General features: G+C 64.8%; 26 protein-coding genes and 1 tRNA gene. 10 read left to right on the plus strand and 17 right to left on the minus strand.

Annotated features, from left to right (window positions below; all coding sequences use genetic code 11):
- The first annotated feature begins 108 nt into the window (after nt 1-108).
- Nucleotides 109-804, plus strand: a complete 696-nt coding sequence (locus AB0H22_RS13595) for a class I SAM-dependent methyltransferase (protein ID WP_180750657.1) — start codon at nt 109-111, stop codon at nt 802-804.
- A gap of 14 nt (nt 805-818) precedes the next feature.
- Here the strand turns inward: AB0H22_RS13595 and AB0H22_RS13600 are convergent, their stop codons facing one another.
- The 3 genes from AB0H22_RS13600 to AB0H22_RS13610 all read right to left on the minus strand — a co-directional run bounded on the left by AB0H22_RS13600 (nt 819) and on the right by AB0H22_RS13610 (nt 3,699).
- Nucleotides 819-2,156: an HNH endonuclease signature motif containing protein gene (locus tag AB0H22_RS13600; RefSeq protein WP_358146910.1), complete on the minus strand. Its 1,338-nt coding sequence runs from the start codon at nt 2,154-2,156 to the stop codon at nt 819-821.
- Nucleotides 2,157-2,248: 92 nt separating this feature from the next.
- Nucleotides 2,249-3,073 (minus strand): 3-methyladenine DNA glycosylase, encoded by an 825-nt coding sequence (locus tag AB0H22_RS13605; protein WP_358146911.1) that lies wholly within the window; start codon nt 3,071-3,073, stop codon nt 2,249-2,251.
- 38 nt (nt 3,074-3,111) lie between these two features.
- On the minus strand, nt 3,112-3,699 hold the full coding sequence (locus tag AB0H22_RS13610; RefSeq protein WP_358146912.1) for a hypothetical protein: 588 nt from the start codon (nt 3,697-3,699) through the stop codon (nt 3,112-3,114).
- A 271-nt stretch (nt 3,700-3,970) separates the two neighbouring features.
- Here AB0H22_RS13610 and AB0H22_RS13615 point away from each other — a divergent pair, with 271 nt between their 5' ends.
- Together AB0H22_RS13615 and AB0H22_RS13620 are read left to right on the plus strand one after the other, a co-directional pair.
- The gene (locus AB0H22_RS13615; RefSeq protein ID WP_180750661.1) at nt 3,971-5,197 is read left to right on the plus strand and encodes an acyltransferase; all 1,227 of its coding nucleotides are present in this window, start codon (nt 3,971-3,973) and stop codon (nt 5,195-5,197) included.
- A 71-nt stretch (nt 5,198-5,268) separates the two neighbouring features.
- Nucleotides 5,269-5,961, plus strand: a complete 693-nt coding sequence (locus AB0H22_RS13620) for a GDSL lipase (RefSeq protein WP_180750662.1) — start codon at nt 5,269-5,271, stop codon at nt 5,959-5,961.
- Here AB0H22_RS13620 and AB0H22_RS13625 read toward each other — a convergent pair.
- The 10 genes from AB0H22_RS13625 to ponA2 all read right to left on the minus strand — a co-directional run bounded on the left by AB0H22_RS13625 (nt 5,958) and on the right by ponA2 (nt 14,688).
- On the minus strand, nt 5,958-6,674 hold the full coding sequence (locus tag AB0H22_RS13625; protein WP_358146914.1) for a GNAT family N-acetyltransferase: 717 nt from the start codon (nt 6,672-6,674) through the stop codon (nt 5,958-5,960). The genes AB0H22_RS13620 and AB0H22_RS13625 overlap by 4 nt on opposite strands.
- A 163-nt stretch (nt 6,675-6,837) precedes the next feature.
- A complete protein-coding gene (locus AB0H22_RS13630) occupies nt 6,838-7,422 on the minus strand; it encodes a hypothetical protein (RefSeq protein WP_180750664.1) in 585 nt (194 codons plus the stop codon).
- Between the two features lie 69 nt (nt 7,423-7,491).
- Nucleotides 7,492-7,635, minus strand: a complete 144-nt coding sequence (locus tag AB0H22_RS13635) for a hypothetical protein (RefSeq protein WP_180750665.1) — start codon at nt 7,633-7,635, stop codon at nt 7,492-7,494.
- A 100-nt stretch (nt 7,636-7,735) separates the two neighbouring features.
- Nucleotides 7,736-7,809 (minus strand) — tRNA-Pro (locus AB0H22_RS13640).
- A gap of 85 nt (nt 7,810-7,894) precedes the next feature.
- Nucleotides 7,895-8,158 (minus strand): SHOCT domain-containing protein, encoded by a 264-nt coding sequence (locus AB0H22_RS13645; RefSeq protein WP_358146916.1) that lies wholly within the window; start codon nt 8,156-8,158, stop codon nt 7,895-7,897.
- 78 nt (nt 8,159-8,236) lie between these two features.
- A complete protein-coding gene (locus tag AB0H22_RS13650; protein WP_358146917.1) occupies nt 8,237-8,902 on the minus strand; it encodes a response regulator transcription factor in 666 nt (221 codons plus the stop codon).
- Nucleotides 8,899-10,050: a sensor histidine kinase gene (locus tag AB0H22_RS13655; RefSeq protein WP_358146918.1), complete on the minus strand. Its 1,152-nt coding sequence runs from the start codon at nt 10,048-10,050 to the stop codon at nt 8,899-8,901. The genes AB0H22_RS13650 and AB0H22_RS13655 overlap by 4 nt, the downstream gene beginning before the upstream one ends.
- A gap of 72 nt (nt 10,051-10,122) precedes the next feature.
- A complete protein-coding gene (locus AB0H22_RS13660; RefSeq protein ID WP_358146920.1) occupies nt 10,123-11,193 on the minus strand; it encodes a PLP-dependent cysteine synthase family protein in 1,071 nt (356 codons plus the stop codon).
- 1 nt (nt 11,194) lies between these two features.
- Nucleotides 11,195-12,166 (minus strand): metallophosphoesterase, encoded by a 972-nt coding sequence (locus AB0H22_RS13665; protein WP_180750669.1) that lies wholly within the window; start codon nt 12,164-12,166, stop codon nt 11,195-11,197.
- Nucleotides 12,167-12,261: 95 nt separating this feature from the next.
- Nucleotides 12,262-14,688 (minus strand): transglycosylase/D,D-transpeptidase PonA2, encoded by a 2,427-nt coding sequence (ponA2, locus tag AB0H22_RS13670; protein WP_358146921.1) that lies wholly within the window; start codon nt 14,686-14,688, stop codon nt 12,262-12,264.
- A gap of 276 nt (nt 14,689-14,964) precedes the next feature.
- Here ponA2 and AB0H22_RS13675 point away from each other — a divergent pair, with 276 nt between their 5' ends.
- Nucleotides 14,965-15,273: a WhiB family transcriptional regulator gene (locus tag AB0H22_RS13675; RefSeq protein WP_219603187.1), complete on the plus strand. Its 309-nt coding sequence runs from the start codon at nt 14,965-14,967 to the stop codon at nt 15,271-15,273.
- Nucleotides 15,274-15,347: 74 nt separating this feature from the next.
- Here the strand turns inward: AB0H22_RS13675 and AB0H22_RS13680 are convergent, their stop codons facing one another.
- Both AB0H22_RS13680 and AB0H22_RS13685 read right to left on the minus strand, forming a co-directional pair.
- Nucleotides 15,348-16,469, minus strand: a complete 1,122-nt coding sequence (locus AB0H22_RS13680) for an ArsA family ATPase (RefSeq protein ID WP_180750672.1) — start codon at nt 16,467-16,469, stop codon at nt 15,348-15,350.
- The gene (locus tag AB0H22_RS13685; RefSeq protein WP_358147045.1) at nt 16,466-17,494 is read right to left on the minus strand and encodes an ArsA-related P-loop ATPase; all 1,029 of its coding nucleotides are present in this window, start codon (nt 17,492-17,494) and stop codon (nt 16,466-16,468) included. Before AB0H22_RS13685 ends, AB0H22_RS13680 begins: the two co-directional genes overlap by 4 nt.
- A gap of 71 nt (nt 17,495-17,565) precedes the next feature.
- Between AB0H22_RS13685 and AB0H22_RS13690 the strand changes: the two genes are divergently transcribed.
- From AB0H22_RS13690 to AB0H22_RS13705, 4 genes are read left to right on the plus strand one after another with little or no spacing between them, the layout of a single operon-like run.
- On the plus strand, nt 17,566-17,727 hold the full coding sequence (locus tag AB0H22_RS13690; protein WP_180750673.1) for a DUF4177 domain-containing protein: 162 nt from the start codon (nt 17,566-17,568) through the stop codon (nt 17,725-17,727).
- Complete coding sequence (locus AB0H22_RS13695; protein WP_358146923.1) at nt 17,724-18,185, plus strand: RidA family protein; 462 nt, start codon at nt 17,724-17,726, stop codon at nt 18,183-18,185. Before AB0H22_RS13690 ends, AB0H22_RS13695 begins: the two co-directional genes overlap by 4 nt.
- A 7-nt stretch (nt 18,186-18,192) precedes the next feature.
- Nucleotides 18,193-18,978: an MBL fold metallo-hydrolase gene (locus AB0H22_RS13700; protein WP_358146924.1), complete on the plus strand. Its 786-nt coding sequence runs from the start codon at nt 18,193-18,195 to the stop codon at nt 18,976-18,978.
- The gene (locus AB0H22_RS13705; RefSeq protein WP_180750676.1) at nt 18,979-19,824 is read left to right on the plus strand and encodes a DMT family transporter; all 846 of its coding nucleotides are present in this window, start codon (nt 18,979-18,981) and stop codon (nt 19,822-19,824) included.
- Nucleotides 19,825-19,855: 31 nt separating this feature from the next.
- On the opposite strand, the gene crp is transcribed toward AB0H22_RS13705, so the two are convergent.
- Both crp and AB0H22_RS13715 read right to left on the minus strand, forming a co-directional pair.
- Entirely contained in the window at nt 19,856-20,530 is a 675-nt protein-coding gene (gene crp, locus AB0H22_RS13710) for a cAMP-activated global transcriptional regulator CRP (RefSeq protein WP_078311583.1), read from the minus strand.
- Between the two features lie 95 nt (nt 20,531-20,625).
- Nucleotides 20,626-20,964, minus strand: coding sequence for a hypothetical protein (locus AB0H22_RS13715; protein ID WP_180750854.1), 339 nt, complete (start codon nt 20,962-20,964; stop codon nt 20,626-20,628).
- A 284-nt stretch (nt 20,965-21,248) separates the two neighbouring features.
- Between AB0H22_RS13715 and nth the strand changes: the two genes are divergently transcribed.
- The gene (gene nth / locus AB0H22_RS13720; protein ID WP_358147046.1) at nt 21,249-21,929 is read left to right on the plus strand and encodes an endonuclease III; all 681 of its coding nucleotides are present in this window, start codon (nt 21,249-21,251) and stop codon (nt 21,927-21,929) included.
- 1 nt (nt 21,930) lies between these two features.
- On the plus strand, nt 21,931-22,599 hold the full coding sequence (locus tag AB0H22_RS13725; protein ID WP_358146925.1) for a redoxin family protein: 669 nt from the start codon (nt 21,931-21,933) through the stop codon (nt 22,597-22,599).
- The last annotated feature ends 30 nt before the right edge of the window (nt 22,600-22,629 follow it).

A 22,629-nucleotide genomic window follows, 5' to 3' on the forward strand; every position in this document is an offset into this window, starting at 1 on the left:
CGTTGCTCATTTCTCCATTTTGGCGGTTGGGGAGGTTTCTGGCAATTGCCTTCCGATTTGCATGTCAGTGTCCTTGACATATGTCAAGCGGGTTGACATTCTGAAGGTATGACTGAGAACATCGCTACAGAGGAATTCGATCTCGCGTTTGAGGCCGCGTATCGCGGCGAGCGTCCCGACGGGTTGGGTGTCCGGCCGCCGTGGAGCATCGGTGAACCGCAGCCCGAAATCGCGACGCTGATTGCGGAGGGCAAGGTGCGCGGTGAGGTGCTCGACGCCGGTTGTGGCGAGGCGGCGACCTCGCTGTATCTCGCGGAGGTGGGGCACACCACCGTCGGGCTCGACTCCGCACCCAAGGCCATCGAGTTGGCGAAAGGCTATGCGGCCGAACGCGGCCTGACGAATGCCAGTTTCGCGGTTGCCGATATCTCGGCGTTCACCGGGTATGACGGGCGCTTTGACACCATTATCGATTCAACGCTTTTCCACTCGATGCCCGCCGAACTGCGCGAGGGCTACCAGCGTTCGATCGTCCGGGCCGCCGCGCCAGGGGCGCGGTACTACGTCCTGGTCTTCGATCGCGCCGCGTTCCCGGCGGAATCGCCCGTCAACGCCGTGACCGAAAACGAACTGCGGGACGTGGTTTCGAAATACTGGGCCATTGATGAGATCCGCCCGGCGAAGATCTACGGGAACTTCCGCGGATTCGAACCGGGCGTGGCGCAGGGCTTCGCCAAGCATCAGGTCGAGCCCGACGGCCGGTCATCGGTTGCGGCGTGGTTGCTTTCGGCGCACCTGGGGTAGACCTTGGGCGCTCGTCACCATCCCCTGTCCCGGACGAACCGCTCGGGGTGGTGATAGTCATTGGTGCGGGACTGGCCCGTGTCCAGGTGCGGCGGCGGAATCCACTCGGTGAATCCATTGCTGCGACGTTTTCGGGTGATCCAGCCCTGTTGAAGCAGCCGATGGTGCGGGCCGCACGCGAAGGTGAGGTTGTCGATGTCGGTGGGTCCGTCGCCGCACCATTCGTCGACGTGATGCACCTGGCAGAGATACCCGGGCACCGTGCAGCCCGGCGCCGAGCAACCGCGATCCTTGGCGTGCAAGACGATTCGCTGATCGGGGGTGGCGATCCGTTTGGAACGCCCCAGGTACAGCGGGCGTGCGCCAGCGTCATCGAACACCGCGAGATAGTGGTGCGCATGTGCAGCCATGCGGATTAGGTCGGGGATGGGCAGCAGGTTGCCGCCACCCAAAACCGCACGGCCGGAGGCGCTCTGCAGTTCCTTCAACGTCGTCGAGACCACCACGGTGACAGGCAGTCCATGGTGGGAGCCCAGTCCACCCGAAGCCAGGGTGCTACGCAGGCAGGCTCGCAGTGCATCGTGGTTGCGCTGGGGAGTGGTTCGGGTGTCGCGCTCCGCAGCAGCCGGGTCGGGCGCATCCCCTGTGCCGGGAGATTCGTCGGCGGGGTTACACATGCCCGGTGCCGCCAACTTGCTGAGTACCGCATCGAGGTAGGCCCGGGTTTCCGGATCCAGCAGGCCGCTGACGGGGCTCATGCCGTCGGCTCCTTGGCGTCCGATCGATACCCCGCGCCTGCGGGCACGGTCCACGTCGGAGAATCGGCCGTCGGGATTGATCAGAGCCGCGATCCGATCGGCGCCGCCCCGGAGTTGTTCGGGGCCAAACTCGGTTCCCATCGATGCCAGGCGCTCCTCCGCGACTGCGCGGGTATCGGCGTCGACAGCGTCGGGCAACACGTCGAAGAACCTGCGGATGATCCGCACGTGCTCGTCGCCGAGACGGCCTTCTCGCAAGGCGAGCGCGGTGTGCGGAAGTTGGGGCTCCAGCGGCTCGCCGGTGATTGCGCGCCGCGGGCCGAGATGCGCGGCGTCGGCCAGGCGGCGGCGGGCGGCAGCGGTGCTAATCGACAGGCGCCGCGCCACTACGTCGGCGAATGATGTGCCGCCCAGCTCGACCGGCGACCCGCGTGCGACGAGCCGGGCCAGCAGCGTGTGTGAGGCCGCGGTGATCTGACGTTGCGCAGCCTCCAATCGTCTCAGTGCCGTGAGTAACTCGGGATTGTTGAGCTCATCGAATGACGACCCTGCCACGGCTGCGGTGGCACTTGTCAGATCGTCGATCGAACTCATGGCCAAAGGCTATTGACGACAACCGACAATCATCAGGGGTTATCCACAACCCGATGGTTATCCACAATCGCAGCGAAACTGCTTGTCAGATTTCAGAAACTGCGGTAGTCGCGTACCGGCATCCGGGACCCGCGCCGCACTGGTTTCGGGGCCACGAGCTCGATGAGCCGAATGACGCGATAGCGTTGCCCGGCATAGGGTTCCAGAAGTTCCAGCATCCCGGCATCGTCGACCTTCTGGCCCGTCAACGCGATCCCCACGTGGCCGGCAATGTGATAGTCGCCAACGGGGACGGCATCAGGATCGCCGAGGGCGCGTATTCGCACCTCCGCCTCGGTCCACGGTCCGATGCCAGGGATTACGGTCAGGTGCTCTGGTTTGGTTTCTATGTCGGCATGGGCAGCGGTGCGGATGGTGCGTATGCGGACGGGTTCGGCGCCGGATTTGTGCCACTCCCAGGAGGGGATGTCGAGCCATTCCCGTTGGGCCGGTGGAATCTTGGTTTCGTTGAGGTCGGTGCCGAAATGGTTGAGGAGATACCGCCAGGCGCGCCAGGCCTCGGCGCCGGGCACCTTTTGTTCCAGCATGGCCGGGACGAGGGCTTCCCAGACGCGATCGGTGGCGCCCAGTCGTACGCCTGAGGCGCCTTGGATAAGTCTCGTGACGGCATCGTGTTTGGGGGCGAGTGCTTCGGGTTCGTCGTCGGCGCCGAGCAGGCGCGGAAGGTGATCGAGCAGCCATTCGGCGCCATCGCCCCAGGCCTTGGCCTGAACGGTCTTGTTGATGCGTGAAATCGTCAGCACCCCAGGGCCATCCGGGGTATGCGAGCCGCGGGTAATGGCTCCGCCCGGTGACACCCGGTAGGCAGGATCACTCGATCCGCGGCGGTGGATGCCGAGGGTTCGCCGAATATCCAACGGCCACGGTGGAATCCACTCGCGGATAAGTGGTGCTGCTACGCCCCCGGGCAGAACTTCCAGCCGCCGGTCTCCTTCTTGAATTCGATGTCGTGCTTGCCCTTGGCATCGGTGATGTGAATGACGGCGGTATCGCCGTCGATATCGAGGCCGGTGATTTTCGAGGGGCCGTTATCCGACTTGGTCAACGAGCTGAGGTCGGGTGCCTTGCCGCTGCCGGCGATGTCTTTGAACGCTTCGCGGTACTTGGCGCAGAAGAAGGTGAGCAACTTCTTGAAGTCATTGGCCTTGGAGGCTTCCGCCATACCGGCGATGGTCTGCTTGATTGCCTTGATGTCCTGCTCGTTGCCGCCGCCGGAGGAGCGGGGCGCGTCGACGACCTGGTCGGATGCCGCCGTTGTCCGCTCGGCGCTGGAGTTGGTCGTCACGAGGCCGAGGACCAGCAGTGCAACCAGGAAGACGCCGAGCGACCCGCCGACGAGGGCCAGCGCCTTCTGCTGCGGAGACATGGGGGGCCGGGGTGGTTTCGGCGTGTAGCCGGGTGGTGGGCCGTACTGGCCGGGCTGTGGGTATCCGGGGAACTGCTGGGGCTGGTATTGGCCCTGGGGGTACTGCGGTTGCGTCATCTGTGTGTCTGTCCTAGCGCGGCTGCGGTCATGGCGTTCTATGCCAGTGTGCCGGATGGAGAGGCGAGAGTGGGGCCATGCTGCCCGGGCGTTTACCGAGGGGTGGATATGTCCGCACACGCGGCATGGCGGCAGTTCCGAGATTCAGGCTTTGGCAGGTTGCGCTGTTAGTCTCCGAAGAACGCCGGAATTGGGCCGCGGGGAGGCGTGCTCGACCGGTTGATCGCAAGGAAGCGCGAAAGAGCTGGTAGCGAGCCTGACGGAGAGAGTTGTGCGCGGCGGAGAGATCAAGGCCTTAACGGGACTTCGCATCATCGCCGCGCTCTGGGTTGTGCTCTTTCACTTCCGCCCGCTGCTGGAGGAATCCGTCCCAGGATTCCGGTCCGCGCTGGCACCTGTCCTCAATTGCGGCGCTCAGGGCGTCGACCTCTTCTTCATTCTCAGCGGCTTCGTCCTGACCTGGAACTACCTCGACCGCATGGGCGACCGCTGGTCCACCCGCGAAACACTGCACTTCCTGTGGCTGCGCCTGGCCCGGGTGTGGCCGGTCTACCTGGTCACCCTGCATCTGGCCGCCCTGTGGCTGATCTTCACCATGCATGTCGGGCACATCCCGCCGGAGCCCGCTGTCACCAGCGGCTTCAACGCGGTCAGCTATGTGCGCCAACTCTTCCTGGTGCAGCTGTGGTTCCAGCCATTCTTCGACGGCTCCAGCTGGGACGGTCCGGCATGGTCGATCAGCGCGGAATGGCTGGCGTACCTACTTTTCGGCGCCCTGATCCTGGTCGTCTTCCGGATGGCCCACGCCACACGTGCCCGCAGCCTCATGATCTTGGCCGTGGTCGCCTCGATGCCGCCGGTGATCATGCTGCTGCTGACGGGCCAGTTCTACACACCGTGGAGCTGGCTCCCGCGCATCGTCATGCAGTTCACCGCGGGCGCACTCGCTTGCGCTGCGGTGAGCCGACTGCGGCTGACTCACCGCGCGCGCCAGGCGGCCGGTTACCTCGCGCTGCTGATGATCATCGTGATCGTCGGCGCTCTCTATTACCTGGACGCCAACCCGATCTCGCATGTCACCGATAGCAGCGGGTTGGTCGACATTCTGTTCGTGCCGCTGGTCATGGCGTTGGCGGTGGGAGTCGGCTCGTTGCCGGTCCTGCTCTCGACACGTGTCATGGTCTACGGCGGGCAGATCTCCTTCGGGCTGTACATGGTGCATGAACTCGTACACACCGCGTGGATCTGGGCCGCCAAGCAATTCGAGCTCGCGCTCCGGGACCCGGGTGGCGGCTGGATCATGCTGGGTCTGCTGGCGCTGGCCGTCGTGCTCGCCATGGCGCTCTACCACTGGGTGGAGGAACCGGGGCGCCGCTGGATGCGCAGCATGATCGGCGTTACCAAGCCCGCGGTCACCGACCACTCCTCTCACAATGGTCACCAACACCTCGCGAGCGCCGACCACGAGCCGGTATCGACCGCCGTAACGCGCCGTTAGTTTCAAACGAATAACGCTGTGCCACAGCCGGGTTTGAGCCCGTAAAATGCTGGGGACAGTGGGAGGTAGCAGTGGTCCGTCTGGCCGCGTTCGTCATCGCATTCGCGTTTCTCTTTGGTGTGGCTGCCCAGCAGCCCGCGCCCGAGCGCCCCTACCGCCTGCTCAACTCCGGTTCAGGTCTGAACCATGTCGCCGTCGTCAGCGATTCGTATACGACCGGCACCAAGGAAGGCGGCCTGGGCGCAAAGTCATGGACGTCATTGGTATGGCGGACGCTGAGCCGTGAAGGGGTCCGCGTCAGCGCCGACGTCGCCGCCGAGGGCCGGGCCGGATACGGCGTGCGTGGCGACCACGGCAGTGTCTTCTCCGATCTCACCGGCCGGGTGGTACACCCCGAGGATGAGCTGGTGGTGTTCTTCGGATCGCGCAATGACCAAGGCGTCGACCCGGACGTGTACGCCGCGGTCACCCGAAGCACGCTGGAGTCGGCGCGCCGCATGGCACCGGCGGCCAAGCTGCTCGTCATCGGCCCGCCGTGGCCGACGGCAGATGTCCCCGATGTCGTGATCCAGCTGCGGGACATCCTGTATGCCGAGGCCCATGCGATCGGCGCAGCCTGGGTGGATCCGCTGGCCGAACGATGGTTCGTCGGGCGACCCGAGCTGATCGGCTACGACGGTGTACATCCCAACGATGCCGGACACGCCTACCTGGCCGACAAGATCGCCCCGCTCATCGCTACCCGGTTGACCCGTCGGCTCTAGTCAGCGATCACATCCAGGGTGCCGAACAGGGTGAGTCCGGCGGCGGGAGCCAGTGCGCTGGACGCCGCGTTGGTCACCTGGCACCGATACTGCGGCTCGTAACCCTGTGCGCACGCGTATCGGAACGCGGCACGCACCAGTCCTCGTGCGTGCCCCTTGCCGCGGAAGATCGGCAGCGTCAGCACCCCGAGATCCATGATCGCCGCGTCCTCCCATTGATAGATGCTGGAGACCGCGACCAGACGGCCATTGTCGAAGGAGCCGAACACCGCCCAGTGGTCCAGTTCCACCTGGGCATTATCCAAATCCTGTGCTGACGCAGCCGATCCGAAGGCCGTGAAGATGGCCTTGTCATCTGCCGTCAGCTGACGGATGTCTCCGGTGGAGGCCTCGGTGACCAAGGCTTTCCGCGCGGAATCGGTGAAATAAAACAGGTTGTCCGCACCGTGCATCGCGATACCGGCCTTATCGAGACCGGTCCAGAAATCGGATTCCGAAATATCCTGGGCACCATTGATTCCGGCGCGTTCGGCAAGCTCAGGGACAAGGGTGACGCTGGTCTTCCCATCGGCCGTCTGAAGCACCATCAGCTGACGGTCCTCGTCGAGGGCGGGGTAGACGGCCAGTTGGAAGGTGTCACCGCGGTGTAGGACGGTGCCCCGACCGATGTAGCTGCGCCAGAAATCGGTGATGATCGGGGAGAAGTCAGACATCGGCTCTATCTTGTTTAAGGTAATCGGTTATGGCACAAACGAATCCAGCCTAGAGATCGGGCCGGAGTAGCACTACCGAATATTGCGGCGAGCCATCACAGATCAGGCCGCCTACGTCCCTGGGGACGCGGGCGGCCTGATCTAGTTCTGAAGTTTTAGAGCGTCAGTGCAGCAACCCTGTCAGTAGCGGATTGCCCGAGGTCTCGGCCCGCTTCTCCGGGTCGGTGCAGTCCTTCCACTTCCCGCTTTCCTGAACGAACTCGCGCTGCTGGTTGGCGGTGACGTCATGACCCTGCGCGGTGACCGCCGCAGTCGCCGTCGGCGCGGTGACATTGATATCCGAGACGTTGTAGGTGACGCCGGACAGCACCTCGCGAGCCGCATTGCGGAACGAGGACCGGTAGGCCTTGTCGTCGTTGTTCTGGATCGCGGTGGTCAGTGCCTGGGTGGTCGGACCGGAGACTCCCGCAGCTGACGCGACGGCACTGATCATCCCCGGGCCATAGCCGGAGATTTCAGACATCGGGGGGATCTGGTCGTCAGCGCTCTTGGAGGCAATGGTTCCGCGGAACTTGTCGCAGAAGAAGGTGGACAGCTTGGCGTTGTCGAGTGACTTAATCGCCGTTGCCTCACCGGCGATTATGTCCCTGATCTGCTGGTCGTCTGCGGGTGCCGCGGCAGCCAAGGCGGGTCCGCTGAGTGCGGCGGCCAGCGCGATTGCACAGGCACTCACAAGGCGTTTCTTCATCTGGAGACTCCCATCGTCGGGTTTTGACAAACCTTACCGAATGAAATGTCGCGTGCTCCTGCTTAGCTGTTACCGGTACATGGCGACCAGGAGCACCAGCGCTGCCAGTACACCGATCAGCATCACGGCCTTGCGTAGCTTCCACACGAGAAGCAGAGCGACCGCGATCGCCGCAAGGGCGACAGGATGTGATGCGAGTGCAGAGAGAGTCACGCCGTCCACCATGACATGGCCCCGGTGCAACGCACTGATCCGCCATGCCCATGAAAAAGACCCCGACCGGGGATCTTTGGTCAGGGCCTTACTTCAAGCGTCGGGGTGGCGGGATTCGAACCCACGACCTCTTCGTCCCGAACGAAGCGCGCTACCAAGCTGCGCCACACCCCGCTTTGAAGCCCCGCAAGGGTATCGCATCCAGGCCATAGGTCGCGAATGCGTTGATCCGCGGGCTCCAAGCGGATGTGACGTGCCGTTATCGGCGGGTGCCGCGCAGCATCGTCAGGCGGTCCCGATACTCAGCCTCGGTGATCTCGCCTCGCGCGTACACGTCACGCAAGGTGCCTTCGCCTTGGCGTCCGGCCCAACGGCGTCGGGCAGAGACGATCGCGACGATCACCAGGGTCCAGAAGAGGATCGGGAACACCAGGAACCAGGGATGCCAGGGATGGTCGCCCCAACGGTCGGCCTGGTCGGCCAGGAATTGTGTTGCAGTGGGAGCTATTTCGTTGATGTCCATGACGTCAAGGCTGCGCTCACGTAGAGCGCTAGACATCGGCCCTGAGGCGGCACATGCACTACGCGTCGCGGCGTAGCTTCAGTCCTGCCAGCGCGGGCGCACCAGCCCCGACTCGTAGGCGATCACCACCAGCTGGGTGCGATCACGGGCACTCAGCTTGGTGAGGATGCGGCTCACATGAGTGCGAGCCGTCGCCGGGCTCATGAACAGGCGCGCCCCGATCTCGGCATTGGTCAGGCCCTCCGCGACCAGCGTCATCACCTCACGCTCGCGGTCGGTGAGCTCCTCGAGCCCGGACTCGTTGGGTTGCTTGGCGTGGGTGGAGAACTCCGCCAGCAGCCGTCGGGTCACCGAAGGCGACAGCAGCGCGTCTCCCTCCGCGACCACGCGCACCGCCCTGACCAGTTCCGATGGCTCGGAATGTTTCACGAGGAACCCGCTGGCTCCGGCACGCATCGCCTCGAAGACGTACTCGTCGAGCTCGAAGGTCGTCAGCACCACCACCCGAACATCGACCAGATCCGGGTCCGCGGCGATCTGTCGCGTCGCGGCCAACCCATCCAGCTCTGGCATGCGGATGTCCATCAGCACCACATCGGGACGATGCTCCTGTGCCGCCGCCAGCGCCTGGACGCCGTTGGCGGCCTCGGCAACCACCTCGATACCGTCCTGCGCGTCGAGCAGCACGACGAATCCCGCCCGCACCAGGGCCTGGTCGTCGGCGACGATCACCCGAATGCTCACGATTGCGCTCCTATCGGCAGCCGTGCCCGCACCACGAAACCTCCGTCCGGCAGGGGTTGTGCCGTTAACGAACCGCTCAGTGCCCGAGCCCGTTCTCGCATCCCCGCGATCCCGGTGCCCCCCGACGTTGTCGCGCCTAGCCGGGCAGGTCCGGGATCTTCCACGGCGACATCGATCTCAGCGGCTTGATACGTGATCGCCACGACGGCCTCGGTTGCCGACGAATGCCGCACCACGTTGGTCAGGGCCTCCTGCACGATCCGGCCTGCGGCCACATCGATCACCGCGGGCAGCGGACACGCACCCGTGACGTGGGTGGTCACCACGAGTCCGGCGGCGCGCGCGGTGGACACCAGGGCGTCCAGATCCGTCACCCCCGATGTTGGCGCAACGGGAACACCCGCCTCCGTCCGCAGCGCCGCCACCAAGGAATGCACATCCGAAATCGCCTGTCGGCTGGCATCTTTGATCGCCCCGAGCGCGGACCCCGCGCGCTCGGGCTGCTCGTCGATGAGCTCTAACGCCACCGAGGACTGCACGTTGATCATCGACAGGCTGTGCGCCAGCACGTCATGCAGCTCGCGCGCCAACGCCAATCGCGCGTCGGTCTCCCGACGTTCCCGGTCGGTCTGCGCCTCGCGCGCGATCGAGGCCCGGCGCTGACGGCGAGCCTCCACGGCCACCCGCCGCTGGCGGATCGCTTCGGCGACACCGACGAGCACCAACAGCCAGGCCGCGGTCGCCGTCAGCGCGATCGATGGCGGCGGATTGTCGCCGCGGATCCACGGCACACCCCACATCACGGCCGCCCAGCCCAGGAACGGGACGGGGTAGGTCAGCCAGCGCGGGCCTTGTGTCGCCGCCGCGAGAAACGCCACCACCAAGGAAATGAAGATGGGCCCGAAACCGAATCCCGCTAGCGGGTACGCGACTGTCACCGCGATGACGACGAGCAGCACGGCGTACGGATACCGCCGGCGTGCCAGTAGCGCGATCGGGCCGGACACCAGCAGCAGGTAGGCGAACCAATCCAGCTCCCGCCACCCCATATCCGGATGTTGATGCCGAGAGCCGGCGCTGCCGACCACCTGGATCGCGGCGACGACGAGCGGCACCAGCCAGGTACGCGGCCGGTGCATCGCATCCATATACCGAACGTAGCCGTGCGGAGCCGCGACCGGCGTCCGCTTCCTGACGTAGCGACAATTACGTCCCGGGGACTATCCCCAGCGGCCGGTGCGCTCGAACTCTCGCAGCCGCTCCGACGGTTCCGACAGGTCGAATCCTTGCTCGGCGACCCAGGTGTTGTCGAAGTAGGTGTCGGCATACCGGTCGCCGGTATCGGCCAGCAGCGTCACCACCGACCCGCCGGTACCCGCAGCGGACATCTCGGAAATGAGCCGGAACGCGCCGCACAGGTTGGTCCCCGTCGAGGCCCCCACTCGACGCCCCAGCACCGCGCTGGCATGTTGTGTTGCCGCGACCGACTCCGCATCGGGTATCTGCTCCATGCGGTCCACCACCGTCGGTAGGAACGACTGCTCCACGCGGGGACGTCCGATGCCCTCGATGCGCGATGAAACCCCAGTCACCACATCATGTCCCGCGACGTATGAGGGATAGAAGGCCGAGTTGTCGGGATCCACAACACAGAGCTGGGTGGGGTAGCGCCGATACCGGATGTAGCGGCCGATGGTCGCGCTGGTACCGCCGGTACCCGCGCCGACCACGATCCACGTTGGCAGCGGGTGCTTTTCATAATGCATCTGCGTGAAGATCGATTCGGCGATGTTGTTGTTACCGCGCCAGTCGGTCGCCCGCTCGGCATTGGTGAACTGGTCCAGGTAGTGCCCGCCGGCCTCGTCGGCAAGCCGCTGCGCCTCGGCATACACCTGTTGCGCCTCGTCGACGAAATGGCAACGGCCACCCTGTGATTCGATCAAGGCGATCTTGCTGTGACTCGTCGAAGTCGTCATCACCGCTATGAACGGCAGCCCCAGCAGCTGTGCGAAGTAGGCCTCGGAGACCGCGGTCGAACCGGAGGACGCCTCCACGACCGTGGTGTTCTCCTCGATGAACCCGTTGCACAGTGCGTACAGGAAAAGGGAACGCGCCAAACGATGTTTGAGGCTGCCGGTGATGTGGGTGGACTCGTCCTTGAGGTACAGCTGGACATCCACGGTGCCGGCCCAGGCCGCGGGCAGGGGATACCGCAGGAGATGAGTGTCCGCACTACGACGGGCATCGGCCTCAATCAACCGGACCGCGTTATCGGCCCATTCGCGGTTCATGTCAGCGCGCGGTCGCGCTGGGCCGCCGATCCCCGGACTCGGCGTCGGCCCCTTGACCGCTGATGCGCGCCGGAACCAGGGTCAGCAGGGTTGCCTCCGGACGGCAGAAGAACCGCATCGGTGCGAACGGTGACGTTCCGATCCCCGCGGATACGTGCAGCTGCATATGCGAACCCCACCGTGACGGGCCCTTCACCCGGGAACGGTCCAGCTCGCAGTTGGTGACGATGGCCCCGTAGAACGGCAGGCACAACTGTCCGCCGTGGGTGTGCCCGGCCATCACCAGCTGGTAGCCGTCCTCGGCGAAGCGATCCAACACCCGAGGCTCGGGCGAATGAGTGAGCCCCAGCCGCAGTGTCGCGAGCGGATTCGGCATCCCGGCGATGGTGTCGTACCGATCCCGGTGCAGATGCGGGTCGTCCACTCCGGCGGCCGCGATCCGGACCCCGGCGACCTCCAGCTCGTGACGGGTGTGGGTCATGTCCTGCCAGCCGCGCTCGGTGAATGCGGCGCGTAGGTCCTGCCACGGCAGCGGCTCACCGTGGGTGCGCTCATCGCTCTTGTACAGGTACTTGGCGGGGTTCTTCAGCCGCGGACCGAAGTAGTCGTTGCTTCCGAAGACGAAAAGCCCTGGTACCGAAAGTAGATCGCCGAGCGCCTGCACCACCGAGGACACTGCCTTGGGGTGTGCCAGGTTGTCGCCGGTGTTGATCACCAGATCCGGCTGCCATTGCGCCAGCTCACGTAGCCAGGCCTGTTTGAGATGTTGGCCCGGCCGCATGTGGATATCGCTGATGTGCAGCACTCGCAGTGGCGAAGCGCCGGGATCGAGAACATCCATCGTCGTCTCGCGGACCGTGAACGCGTTGCGTTCGATGATCGACGCGTACCCGATGCCAAGCGCCGCCGACCCCGCCGAATACGCGGCAGCTCGTTTGATAACCGTGTTCAGTGCGGCGGAAGACGTGCCCATCACCCGAGAGTAGCGCCGAAAGCTGCGTGACCCCTGATCACCTGGGCAAAACGTGGCGAATTTCTCGTCCCCGATAACGGCCCGGCGCGATCGATCTACGGGGGCGGTGCCAGCACCGGCACGGTGATCGGCGGCAGGCCGGGGATATTCACGATCGTGGTGGTCATCTCGCCACCGCCAGGCATACCCGGGATGCCCGGGATAACCAGAGGTGGCGGCGCGGGCGGAATCCCATTGCTCATCAGGATGGTGATGACGGATCCGGGGATGGTGGTTCCGCTAGGACTGGTGCCCACCACCTCGTTGAACGGTGCGGTGCTGTTCACGGTGCTGGCCTGGTCGGCGACCCTGAACCCGGCCTTCTTGATGGCCTCACGCGCCTCGGGCTCGCGGAGCCCGTTGATGCTGGGCACCTTGGAACCGGGGCCTCCTTCGACATACCGCGGCTCGGTCGGCGGCAGGGCGGTAGGACCGTAACTTTCGGCGATGGGTTTCATCGCCTCAAACCAGGCGCGAGCGGGCTCGTTGCCGCCGTACAGGTTTCCGTCACCACACTTACGGAGCGGGAACGAACACAGATCGCCCGGAGTCGTCGAATCGTCAAAGATGTAGCTCGAGCCGGCCAGGTTGTTGGTAAATCCCAGGAAGGCCGAGGACCGGTGCGCTTCAGTGGTTCCGGTCTTGCTGGACAGCGGCAGGTTCCAGCCGACCGATCCTGCCGAACCCGCAGCGGTGCCGCCGGGCTGATCGTCCTTGCTCAGCGCGTTGGCGAGAGTGTTCGCCAGCCCCGTGGGTACCACCTGCTCGCAGGACTCGATGGTCGTCGGCACCTCCTTGCCGTGGCGGTCGAAGACCTTGTCGATCGGGTTTGGCGGGCACCATTTGCCGCCCGAGGCCAAAGTGGCTGCCACATTGGACAATTCGAGAGCGTTCACCTGGATGGGGCCCAGCGTGAACGAGCCTAGGTTGTACTTCTTGATGTAGTCGGCCAGGCTCTCGTCGCCCTCGGGGTCATATGGCTTGGCGGTGCCCGCCTCCGCGTAGGAGCGCATGCCCAACTTGACGGCCATATCCACCGCCTTGGACACGCCAATCGACTGAATCAGCTTGGCGAACGCGGTGTTCGGCGAGGTCGCCAGGGCGTCGGTGACGCTCATCGGGGAACGGTAATTGCCGACGTTCTTGACGCACCAGTTGTCCTTGGGGCAACCCTTGGAGCCGTCGCTACTGCCCAGGCCCTTGGCCGCGAACGTCGGTGGCACGTCGAGCACGGTGTTGATACCCATACCCATATCCATGGCCGCCGCGACCGTGAAGATTTTGAAGATCGATCCGGCGCCGTCGCCGACGAGAGAGAAGGGCTGCGGCTGCATGGTCTCGCCGGTGGCGCCATTCAATCCGTAGGTTCGGCTGGAGGCCATCGCCAGAATGGGGTGGCTGGTTTGCCCGGGTTTGATGACGCTCATGACGTCGGCGACGCCGTTGATACCCGGATCGGCGACGTGGGAGACCGCCTGTTTCACCGAGTTCTGAACCTCGGGGTCCAGGGTGGTGCGGATGAGGTACCCACCCTTCATCACCTGGTCCTTGGAGATACCGGACTTGGCCAGGTAGTCGAGCACGTAATCGCAGAAGAACGCACGGTCTCCCGCGGCAATACACCCGCGCGGCAGTTCGTTGGGCTGGGGCAGCACCCCGAGCGGCTGCGCCTTGGCCGCCACCAGTTCGGCCCGCTTCTCCGGGGCGTTCGTGATCATCGTGTCGAGCACCAGGTTCCGCCGCGCCAGCGCGCGTTCGGGGTTCACGTACGGGTTCAGGCCACTGGTGGACTGCACCATGCCCGCCAGCAGTGCGGCCTGCTGCCAGTTCAGGTCCTTGGCGTCGACACCGAAGTAGGTCTGCGCGGCGTCCTGCACGCCGAAGGAGTTGTTACCGAACGACACCAGGTTCAGGTACCTGGTCAGGATGTCCTGTTTGGTGAAGGTGCGGTCCAGTCGCAGGGCCATCCGGATTTCCCGCAGCTTGCGGGCGGGAGTGGTCTCGATGGCGGCCTTGCGCTCGGCGTCGGTCTTGGCCACCACCAGCAGTTGATAGTTCTTCACATACTGCTGCTCGATCGTTGAGCCACCGCGGGTGTCCTCGTCGCCGGAGGCGTATCCGGCCAGACCACCCAGCGTGCCCTTCCAGTCGACACCGTTGTGCGAGGTGAAGCGCTTGTCCTCAATGGACAGGAGCGCCAGCTTCATGCCGTCGGCGATCTGGTCGGAGGGCACCTCGAAACGTCGCTGCGTGTAGAGGTAGGCGATCTTGTTGCCCTTCGCGTCTTCCACCGTGGTGACCGCGGGCACTTCGCCCTCAAGAAGCTGCGTGGAGCCGTTGGCCACTACATCGGATGCGCGATTGGATGCCAGCCCGAATCCACCTGCGAAGGGGAACATCAGTCCGGCCAAGATCACCGCAGCGACAAGCCCGCAGCCCGCGAGCTTCGCAAGAGTCTCGGCCTCAGGCGGACGTTCTGGCATTGGCACAGGATATCTGTCGTCCCCGGACGCGTCTGCGGGCTGGCTGATTGGTAACGCCGGGCCCTCGGAGGGCGATGAAAAGACGTTGTCGGCACAACCGTCCCAAAAAATTCGGGTCAGGTGTTGCGTTGGAGATCCCTGACCACTAGCTTGATCTCACGGTGTGATTCAAGTTACACACCACGCGGACTGTGGCCCACGCCTCTCGAGGGCCACTAGTGACAGAAGGGATCGCCAGTGTCAGCTACACGGCCAGCCACCCGGAATACGAGTGCATTGAATGTGGCGGTATCGATTGACGTTGGAGAAGCGCGCATTGCATGGGTGGCCCAGGCCAGATGCAGACAAGCCGACCCCGACGAATTGTTCGTCCGCGGAGCGGCACAGCGTAAGGCCGCAGTCATCTGCAGGCACTGCCCGGTGATGATGGAATGCGGCGCCGATGCGCTGGATAACCGGGTGGAATTCGGCGTGTGGGGCGGACTGACCGAACGGCAGCGTCGCGCGATGCTCAAGGCTCATCCCGATGTGGATTCCTGGGCCGACTTCTTCGCCGCGCAGCGTAAGCACAAGAGCGCGGTCTAAGACGTAGCGTCGAGCGCGCACTCAGGTGCCGGGTTCTGATAGACCCGAATACCTGGATGCGCGCTCGTTGCGTTTTAGGGAGCGACCCCGGTGATCTGATCGGCGATGGCGCGCAGCGCCTCCAGATCGGAGACATCGAACGGCAGTGAGGGCACCCCGACGATCGGTACCGTCGGATTGGCGCTAGTGAACCGCGACAGCAGCCGGATCTCACGCTTGGCGGTCGCCGCGCGCTCGGCGTGAATCTGTAGCACGGCCCCCGGGAGGCTGTATTCGCCCGATTCTTCGAGGTTTTCGGCGACGTCGACGGCACGCTCGACGGTCAGGCTGGACAGCGTGGGATGGGTGCGGTTGAGGATGAGTCCGGCCAGCGGCATGCCCTCCTGTGTCAGCCGCTCGACGAAGAATGTCGCCTCGCGCAGTGCGTCGGGCTCGGCGGCCGACACCACGATGAACTGGGTGCTGCGTCGGCGCAGCAGTTCATAGGTGCGGTCCGCCTTTTCGCGGAATCCGCCGAACGTCGAGTCCAGTGATTGCACGAACATCGAAGCATCGGAAAGCAATTGCGATCCGAGCACCGTGGACAACGCCTTCATCGCCAGTCCGACGGCACCGGTGACGATGCGACCCAGGCCTCGGCTGGAGCCCAGCAGCATCTTCCAGAGGCGTCCATCCATGAAGCTGCCCAACCGCTTTGGCGCATCCAGGAAGTCCAGCGCATTGCGGGACGGCGGAGTGTCAACCACGATCAGGTCCCATTTGTCTTCATGGAGAAGCTGTCCGAGCTTCTCCATAGCCATGTATTCCTGTGTGCCCGACATGGAGGTGGCGACTGTCTGATAAAACTTGTTGTCCAGAATCGCTTGTGCGCGGCCGGATCCCGCGTGCTGGACCACCAACTCGTCGAAGGTGCGTCGCATGTCCAGCATCATTGCGAACAGCTCGCCCTTGAGTCCGTCGATCTGCACCTGTTGCGGGGTGTTGCCGAGCTCCTCGATACCGAGTGACTGCGCCAGCCGGCGCGCCGGGTCGATGGTCAGCACCACCACGGTGCGGCCGTACTCCGCGGCGCGCACTGCAACCGACGCGGCGGTCGTGGTCTTGCCGACACCGCCTGCACCGCAGCAGACTAAGACGCGGTTCTTGCGGTCTTCGAGGATGGCCGCCATGTCCAAGACGGCAGGTGTGTTGCTCATCGGACTCCCTGTTCGGCCAGGCTCTCGGCCAGTTCGTAGAGGCTGCCCAGATCGACACCGTCGGCCAAGGTAGGCAATTCCAGTCGCGGTATCTGCAGCTCGCCGAGCAGCTCCTCGCTCTCGGCGCGCGCCCGCATCCGTGTCGCATGCTCGATGGTCTCGGTGAGTAGACCTGCGAAGTCTGCATCGGAAAGGGTGACATTGTTGTCGCTCAACGCTTTACGCACAGCGTCGGCGTCGATGACGCCCTCGGCCGCCTTGTCGAGATCCGTGGGGGACAAATGCGGTACCACCGTTCGGTTGACGATTACGCTGCCCACCGGCATGTCCATCGCGGTGAGTTCGGCGATGGCCTCGGCAGTCTCTTGCATGGGCAGCGCTTCCAGCAGCGTCACCAGGTGGATGGCCGTCTGATCCGAGTGCAGCAGCTTGCGCACACCCTCGGACTGCGAGTGGATCGGGCCGCCCTTGGCGATATCGGACAACGCCGACGTCACATCGAGGAAGCGCGCGATCCGGCCGGTGGGCGGGGCATCGACCACGACGGCGTCGTACACATGCCGTCCGGATTTGTCGACGCGGACGATGCACTCCTTGATCTTTCCGGTGAGGATGACATCACGTAGACCCGGCGCGATGGTGGTGGCGAACTCGATGGCGCCGATGCGCTTCATCGCACGCCCGGCCAACCCGAGGTTGTAGAACATCTCGAGGTACTCCATGAACGCCGTCTCGATCTCGATGGCGAGCGCGTTCACTGCTCCGCCGCCCTCGGCGGTGGCGATCTTGAGTTCCTTCGGTGCTAGCGGAGGTACGTCGAAAAGCTGGGCGATGCCCTGGCGATTTTCGACCTCGATCAGCAGCACTTTCCGGCCGCCCGCGGCCAGCGCAAGGGCCAGCGCCGCGGCGATGGTGGACTTTCCGGTCCCACCCTTGCCCGTCACAAAGTGCAGTCGCGCATTTGCGACCCGTGCGGGCCAGGCATTGGTTGGAGTCCCTGCATCGTTGTCAGAGGAAGTGTTCACCACGCACGCATGCTAGCCGTCCGCAGTCGAGCCGATGTCGGAACGTCTGTGCTTGTCCTAGGGTTGCCTGTATGACCGAACGCACCGTATGGGAGTACGCCACCGTCCCGCTGCTCACTCACGCCACCAAGCAGATACTGGACCAGTGGGGAAGCGATGGCTGGGAGCTGGTGAGCGTGCTGCCCGGGCCCACCGGTGAACAGCACGTCGCCTACCTGAAGCGGGCGAAATGAGTACGCATAGTGCTCGGTTGGCTGAGCTCGGCATCGAACTGCCCGCCGTCGCAGCGCCCTTGGCGGCGTATCAGCCCGCGGTGCGCAGCGGCAACCACGTCTACACCTCCGGGCAGCTGCCCATCGTGGACGGCAGCCTGACCACCGCGGGCAAGGTCGGCGCCGAGGTGACCCCCGAGGACGCCAAGGCATTGGCCCGCACCTGCGCCCTCAATGCGCTGGCCGCCGTGGACTCCCTGGTTGGGATCGACAACGTCGTGAAGGTGGTCAAGGTCGTCGGATTCGTCGCATCGGCACCGGGATTCACCGGCCAGCCCGGTGTCGTCAACGGGGCATCAGAGCTCCTGGGCGAGGTGTTCGGCGAGGCAGGGGTGCATGCCCGCTCAGCCGTGGGCGTTGCGGAGCTGCCGATCAACGCACCCGTCGAGGTGGAGCTGATCGTCGAGGTCCAGGAGTGAACACGGCGTGACCCACCCCGCGTATGGCCAGCTGCGGCCGGTGACCGAGACCGCCTCGGTGCTGCTGGCCAACAACCCGGGGATGATGACGCTGGAAGGCACCAACACCTGGGTGCTGCGCGCACCCGGCAGCGACGAGATCGTCATCGTCGACCCCGGCCCGGCCGTTGCGGCTGGTGACCCCGACGTACACGTCGAGGCGCTCGCGAAAATCGGCAAGGTGGCCTTGATCCTGGTCAGCCATCGCCATTTCGACCACACCGGCGGCGTCGACCGTCTCGTCGAGCTGACCGGTGCTCCGGTGCGCGCCGCCGACCCGGCATGGTTGCGTGGGGATTCGGTGGCGCTGGCCGACGGCGAGCGCATCGATGTCGCGGGGTTGTCGATCTCGGTGCTGGCCACCCCAGGGCATAGCGATGACTCGGTGTCCTTCGTTCTCGATGACGCGGTACTGACCGCCGACACCATCCTCGGCCGGGGAACCACGGTCATCGCGCAGGACGGCGGTGGTCTCGGCGACTACCTGGAGTCACTGAAACGATTACAGGGTCTGGGCAAGCGGACGGTGCTGCCCGGCCATGGTCCGGAGCTGGGTGACCTGTCGGTGGTATCGGCCGAATACCTGGCCCACCGCGAGCAGCGTCTCGACCAGGTGCGTGGAGCGTTGGCCGCACTGGGTGAGGACGCCTCGGCGCGGCAGGTGGTCGAACACGTCTACACCGATGTGGACCCGTCACTGTGGGGTGCCGCTGAGTGGTCGGTGCAGGCACAGCTGGACTACCTGCGCCCGTAAGTGAACTCGATTCCCCTTGCCCTCGCGGGCTCGTTCAGCTGGGGTATCAGCGACTTCATCGGCGGGCACGCCAGCAAGCGGCGGTCGACGCTCGCGGTGCTGGCGCTGAGCCGACCCGTAGGGCTGGCGGTGGTGGGACTCGTCGCACTGGTCACCTCTTCGTCGCATTTCGATGGCCGCACACTGCTGGGAATGCTTTCCGGGCCAGCAGCTTTCACGGCGCTTTACGCGTTGTATCGCGCGCTTGCCATTGGGCCTATGGGGGTGGTGTCCCCGATCGCCGCGGTGGGGGCGGTGGTACCGGTCATCTGGGGCGCGATGATCGGGCAGTCGCTCTCGGGGCTGACCTACCTGGGGTTGGCCGGCACCCTTGTCGGCGTCGTGTTGGCCTCGGCTTCGGAGGGACTGGACGGGCAGCGTCCGGGGCGGCAGGTGCTCGTGTGGTCGTTCTTCTGCATGGTGATGTTCGGCGTCTGCATGATCCTGCTGGCCGAGGCCGGCAGATATCACCCCGTTGAGGCGGTGGTGATCTCCCGCGCTACCGAGGTGATGCTGATCCTCGTGCTCGGCGCGTTCAGCTGGAAGAGCCTGCGGGCGAACATGCACCCGCCATACGGAGTGGTGCCTTTCGCGGGTGTACTCGACACCTCGGCGATCCTGTTGTTCACCTACGCCTCAGCGCATGGAAGCCTCGGTGTGGCCGCGGTGCTGTCCTCGCTGTACCCGGTGGTGACGGTCCTCATCGCCCGCGTGGTGCTGCACGAGCGGCTCAGCCGGATTCAACAAGCCGGTGCCGTAGTGACACTCGTGTGCGTGGCGCTGGTGGCCATCAGCGCATCACCCTGAGAAGGCACCTTCCGTGGGTGGTGCGTGGGAGCTATCGCGCTCGGCGGGCCAGGCGTTCGGAGTCAGAGATCAAGACGCTCTTGCCCTCCAGCCGGATCCAGCCACGGTGCGCGAAATCGGCCAGTGCCTTGTTCACGGTCTCGCGGGACGCGCCCACCAGCTGAGCGATCTCTTCCTGCGTCAGGTCGTGCGTCACGCGCAGTGAGCCGCCCTCCTGGGTGCCGAACCGCTGAGCCAGCTGCAGCAGCTGCTTGGCGACACGACCGGGCACATCGGTGAAGATCAAGTCAGCGAGATTGTTGTTGGTGCGGCGCAGGCGGCGGGCCAACACGCGCAGCAGCTGCTCGGCGATTTCCGGGCGGTCGCCGATCCAGGCGCGCAGCGCGTCCCGGTCCATCGATACGGCGCGCACCTCGGTGATGGTGGTGGCGCTCGAGGTCCGGGGCCCGGGGTCGAAGATCGACAGCTCACCGAACATGTCCGACGGGCCCATGATCGTCAGCAAGTTCTCACGGCCGTCGGGAGACCGGCGCCCGATCTTCACCTTGCCCGTGATGATGATGTACAGACGGTCGCCAGGCTCGCCCTCGGCGAACACCGTATGCCCGCGCGGAAAGTCAACTGGCTGCAGCTGCTTCGTCAGCGCCGAGATGGCACTCGGTTCGACACCCTGGAAGATTCCGGCCCTTGCCAGGATCTCGTCCACGTTTGCCCCTTACCCAAATTCGTTGGTCATGCTTGCGCTGGCCTGCTACCTCGACATGAGTCTAGAGGCCAGGTCGCTGAAGAACGTGATCCAAGCTACACCGCTGCGCCACCGGCACGCAGTGAATCGACCACTGAATGCCGGGAGCGCAAGGTAGGTACACCCTCTTCACGCAGGCGATTCATGGACAAACCGTTGACTCGTGGCTGGTTGTGGCCGTTTGCAGTGGCCTCGTAGATCGCCTCCAACGAGGGCTCGATGCGTTGCAATTGACGACGGTGCAAATCCTCGATGGCCGACGGCATGCCATCGCGCGCGAGCCGATTCATATCTGATGGACTGGCTTGGTCCAGAAAATCGGCGACCTCGCTCGGTTGCAAGGTATGCCGCATCAACCCGGCTTCCAGCTTCCCCAGCCCAAGGCTGGCAAGCATGAGAAGTCCGGGTACCAACAACCCGAATAGGCCCGACACGGGTTGAAGTAAACACGTCCAAGATCTCGGCGAGGTCACGAAAAACAACCGGTTTGCCCTGCGCAGCGGGCGAAATGGTGTGGGTGCTTGTCTGGATGGACCGCTACCCTGGCCTTGTGGCAGCGACCGGATCAGCCTCCAAGCCCAGGGCGAAGTCGGCGGTGAAGGCGGTTCCGGAGTCGGGAACGCCGACGCGAACCTGGAAAACCGAGACGCACACGGGACTGGTCCGCCGTGCGCGACGGATGAATCGCACTCTGGCGCAGGCATTTCCACATGTCTACTGCGAGCTCGATTTCACCACGCCGCTGGAGTTGGCTGTTGCCACCATCTTGTCGGCACAATGCACCGACGTTCGCGTCAACATGGTGACGCCCGCGTTGTTCGCCAAATACCGCACCGCGGAGGACTACGCCGGCGCCAACCGGGCCGAGCTCGAAGAGATGGTCCGCACCACCGGCTTCTACCGGAACAAGACGAACTCGATCATCGGCCTGGGTACTCAGCTGGTGGAGCGATACGGCGGTGAGGTGCCGCCGCGGCTGAAGGACTTGGTCACCCTGCCCGGCATCGGCCGCAAGACTGCAAACGTGGTCCTGGGAAACGCCTTTGACATTCCAGGCATTACCGTCGACACGCATTTCGGGCGGCTGGTACGTCGCTGGCGGTGGACCGAGGAAGAAGATCCGGTCAAGGTCGAGCACATCGTCGGGGAGCTCATCGAACGCAAGGAATGGACCCTGCTTAGTCACCGGGTGATCTTCCACGGTCGACGGGTGTGTCATGCCCGCAAGCCCGCTTGCGGTATCTGCGTGCTGGCCAAGGACTGCCCGTCTTACGGGCTGGGTCCGACAGATCCGGAGCTTGCTGCGCCATTGGTGAAGGGCCCGGAAACCGAGCATCTGCTGGCTCTGGCCGGGTTGTGACGTGGTTCGGCTCACGACCGGGGCCCGGTGGACGATCGTCGGGGTGGTGCTGGTCGCGGCGCTGATCGCGGTCATGCTGCTGCAACAGCGGGAGCAACCCCGGCGACCTGGGGCAGACCCCAACGATCAGGGGCTCGTCGCCGCCCGGGAACGCCGAGACGCCGACACCCCAGAAGCTCTCGCGGAGCTACGTCGTCAAGCGCAACTTCCACCCTGTCCGCAATCAGGCAGCACGCCTGGTCCATCGGCGCTGGCCACGATTTCGCTCGAATGCGCCGCGGATGGATCGACGGTGCAGGTGGGACCCGCGCTTGCGGGCCGAAATGTCGTGCTGAACCTGTGGGCCTACTGGTGTGGCCCCTGCGCCGATGAGTTACCTGCAATGGCCGAGTTGCAGCGCCGTGCGGGCGACAAACTCACCGTTGTCACCGTGCACCAGGACGAGAACGAGGCCGCCGGGATTGCCAGACTGGCCGAGCTTCACGTCAGGCTGCCGATGCTGCAGGACGGAGCCCGACGGATCGCCGCGGCCCTGAGGACGCCGAATGTCGTGCCCACGACCATTTTGATCCGCGCGGACGGTAGCGTTGCCCGAGTGTTACCGCGTTCGTTCACTTCGGCGGATGAGATCGGTGCCGAGGTCGAACAGGCATTGGGAGTGAGGTTCTAGACAGTGACCATCGCTCCTTTGGCGCCCGGC

Origin of the sequence: Mycobacterium sp. NPDC050853, from assembly GCF_040653875.1 — a bacterium.
Classification (GTDB): Bacteria; Actinomycetota; Actinomycetes; order Mycobacteriales; family Mycobacteriaceae; genus Mycobacterium.

Excerpts from the sequence above, each read along its gene's own strand:
- AB0H22_RS13595 (WP_180750657.1), top strand. The coding sequence starts at position 109 with ATGACTGAGAACATCGCTACAGAGGAATTCGATCTCGCGTTTGAGGCC.
- AB0H22_RS13600 (WP_358146910.1), bottom strand. The coding sequence starts at position 2,156 with ATGAGTTCGATCGACGATCTGACAAGTGCCACCGCAGCCGTGGCAGGG.
- AB0H22_RS13610 (WP_358146912.1), bottom strand. The coding sequence starts at position 3,699 with ATGACGCAACCGCAGTACCCCCAGGGCCAATACCAGCCCCAGCAGTTC.
- AB0H22_RS13625 (WP_358146914.1), bottom strand. The coding sequence starts at position 6,674 with ATGTCTGACTTCTCCCCGATCATCACCGATTTCTGGCGCAGCTACATC.
- AB0H22_RS13630 (WP_180750664.1), bottom strand. The coding sequence starts at position 7,422 with ATGAAGAAACGCCTTGTGAGTGCCTGTGCAATCGCGCTGGCCGCCGCA.
- AB0H22_RS13645 (WP_358146916.1), bottom strand. The coding sequence starts at position 8,158 with ATGGACATCAACGAAATAGCTCCCACTGCAACACAATTCCTGGCCGAC.
- AB0H22_RS13655 (WP_358146918.1), bottom strand. The coding sequence starts at position 10,050 with ATGGATGCGATGCACCGGCCGCGTACCTGGCTGGTGCCGCTCGTCGTC.
- AB0H22_RS13660 (WP_358146920.1), bottom strand. The coding sequence starts at position 11,193 with ATGAACCGCGAATGGGCCGATAACGCGGTCCGGTTGATTGAGGCCGAT.
- AB0H22_RS13665 (WP_180750669.1), bottom strand. The coding sequence starts at position 12,166 with ATGGGCACGTCTTCCGCCGCACTGAACACGGTTATCAAACGAGCTGCC.
- ponA2 (WP_358146921.1), bottom strand. The coding sequence starts at position 14,688 with ATGCCAGAACGTCCGCCTGAGGCCGAGACTCTTGCGAAGCTCGCGGGC.
- AB0H22_RS13680 (WP_180750672.1), bottom strand. The coding sequence starts at position 16,469 with ATGAGCAACACACCTGCCGTCTTGGACATGGCGGCCATCCTCGAAGAC.
- AB0H22_RS13690 (WP_180750673.1), top strand. The coding sequence starts at position 17,566 with ATGACCGAACGCACCGTATGGGAGTACGCCACCGTCCCGCTGCTCACT.
- AB0H22_RS13695 (WP_358146923.1), top strand. The coding sequence starts at position 17,724 with ATGAGTACGCATAGTGCTCGGTTGGCTGAGCTCGGCATCGAACTGCCC.
- AB0H22_RS13715 (WP_180750854.1), bottom strand. The coding sequence starts at position 20,964 with ATGCTTGCCAGCCTTGGGCTGGGGAAGCTGGAAGCCGGGTTGATGCGG.
- nth (WP_358147046.1), top strand. The coding sequence starts at position 21,249 with ATGAATCGCACTCTGGCGCAGGCATTTCCACATGTCTACTGCGAGCTC.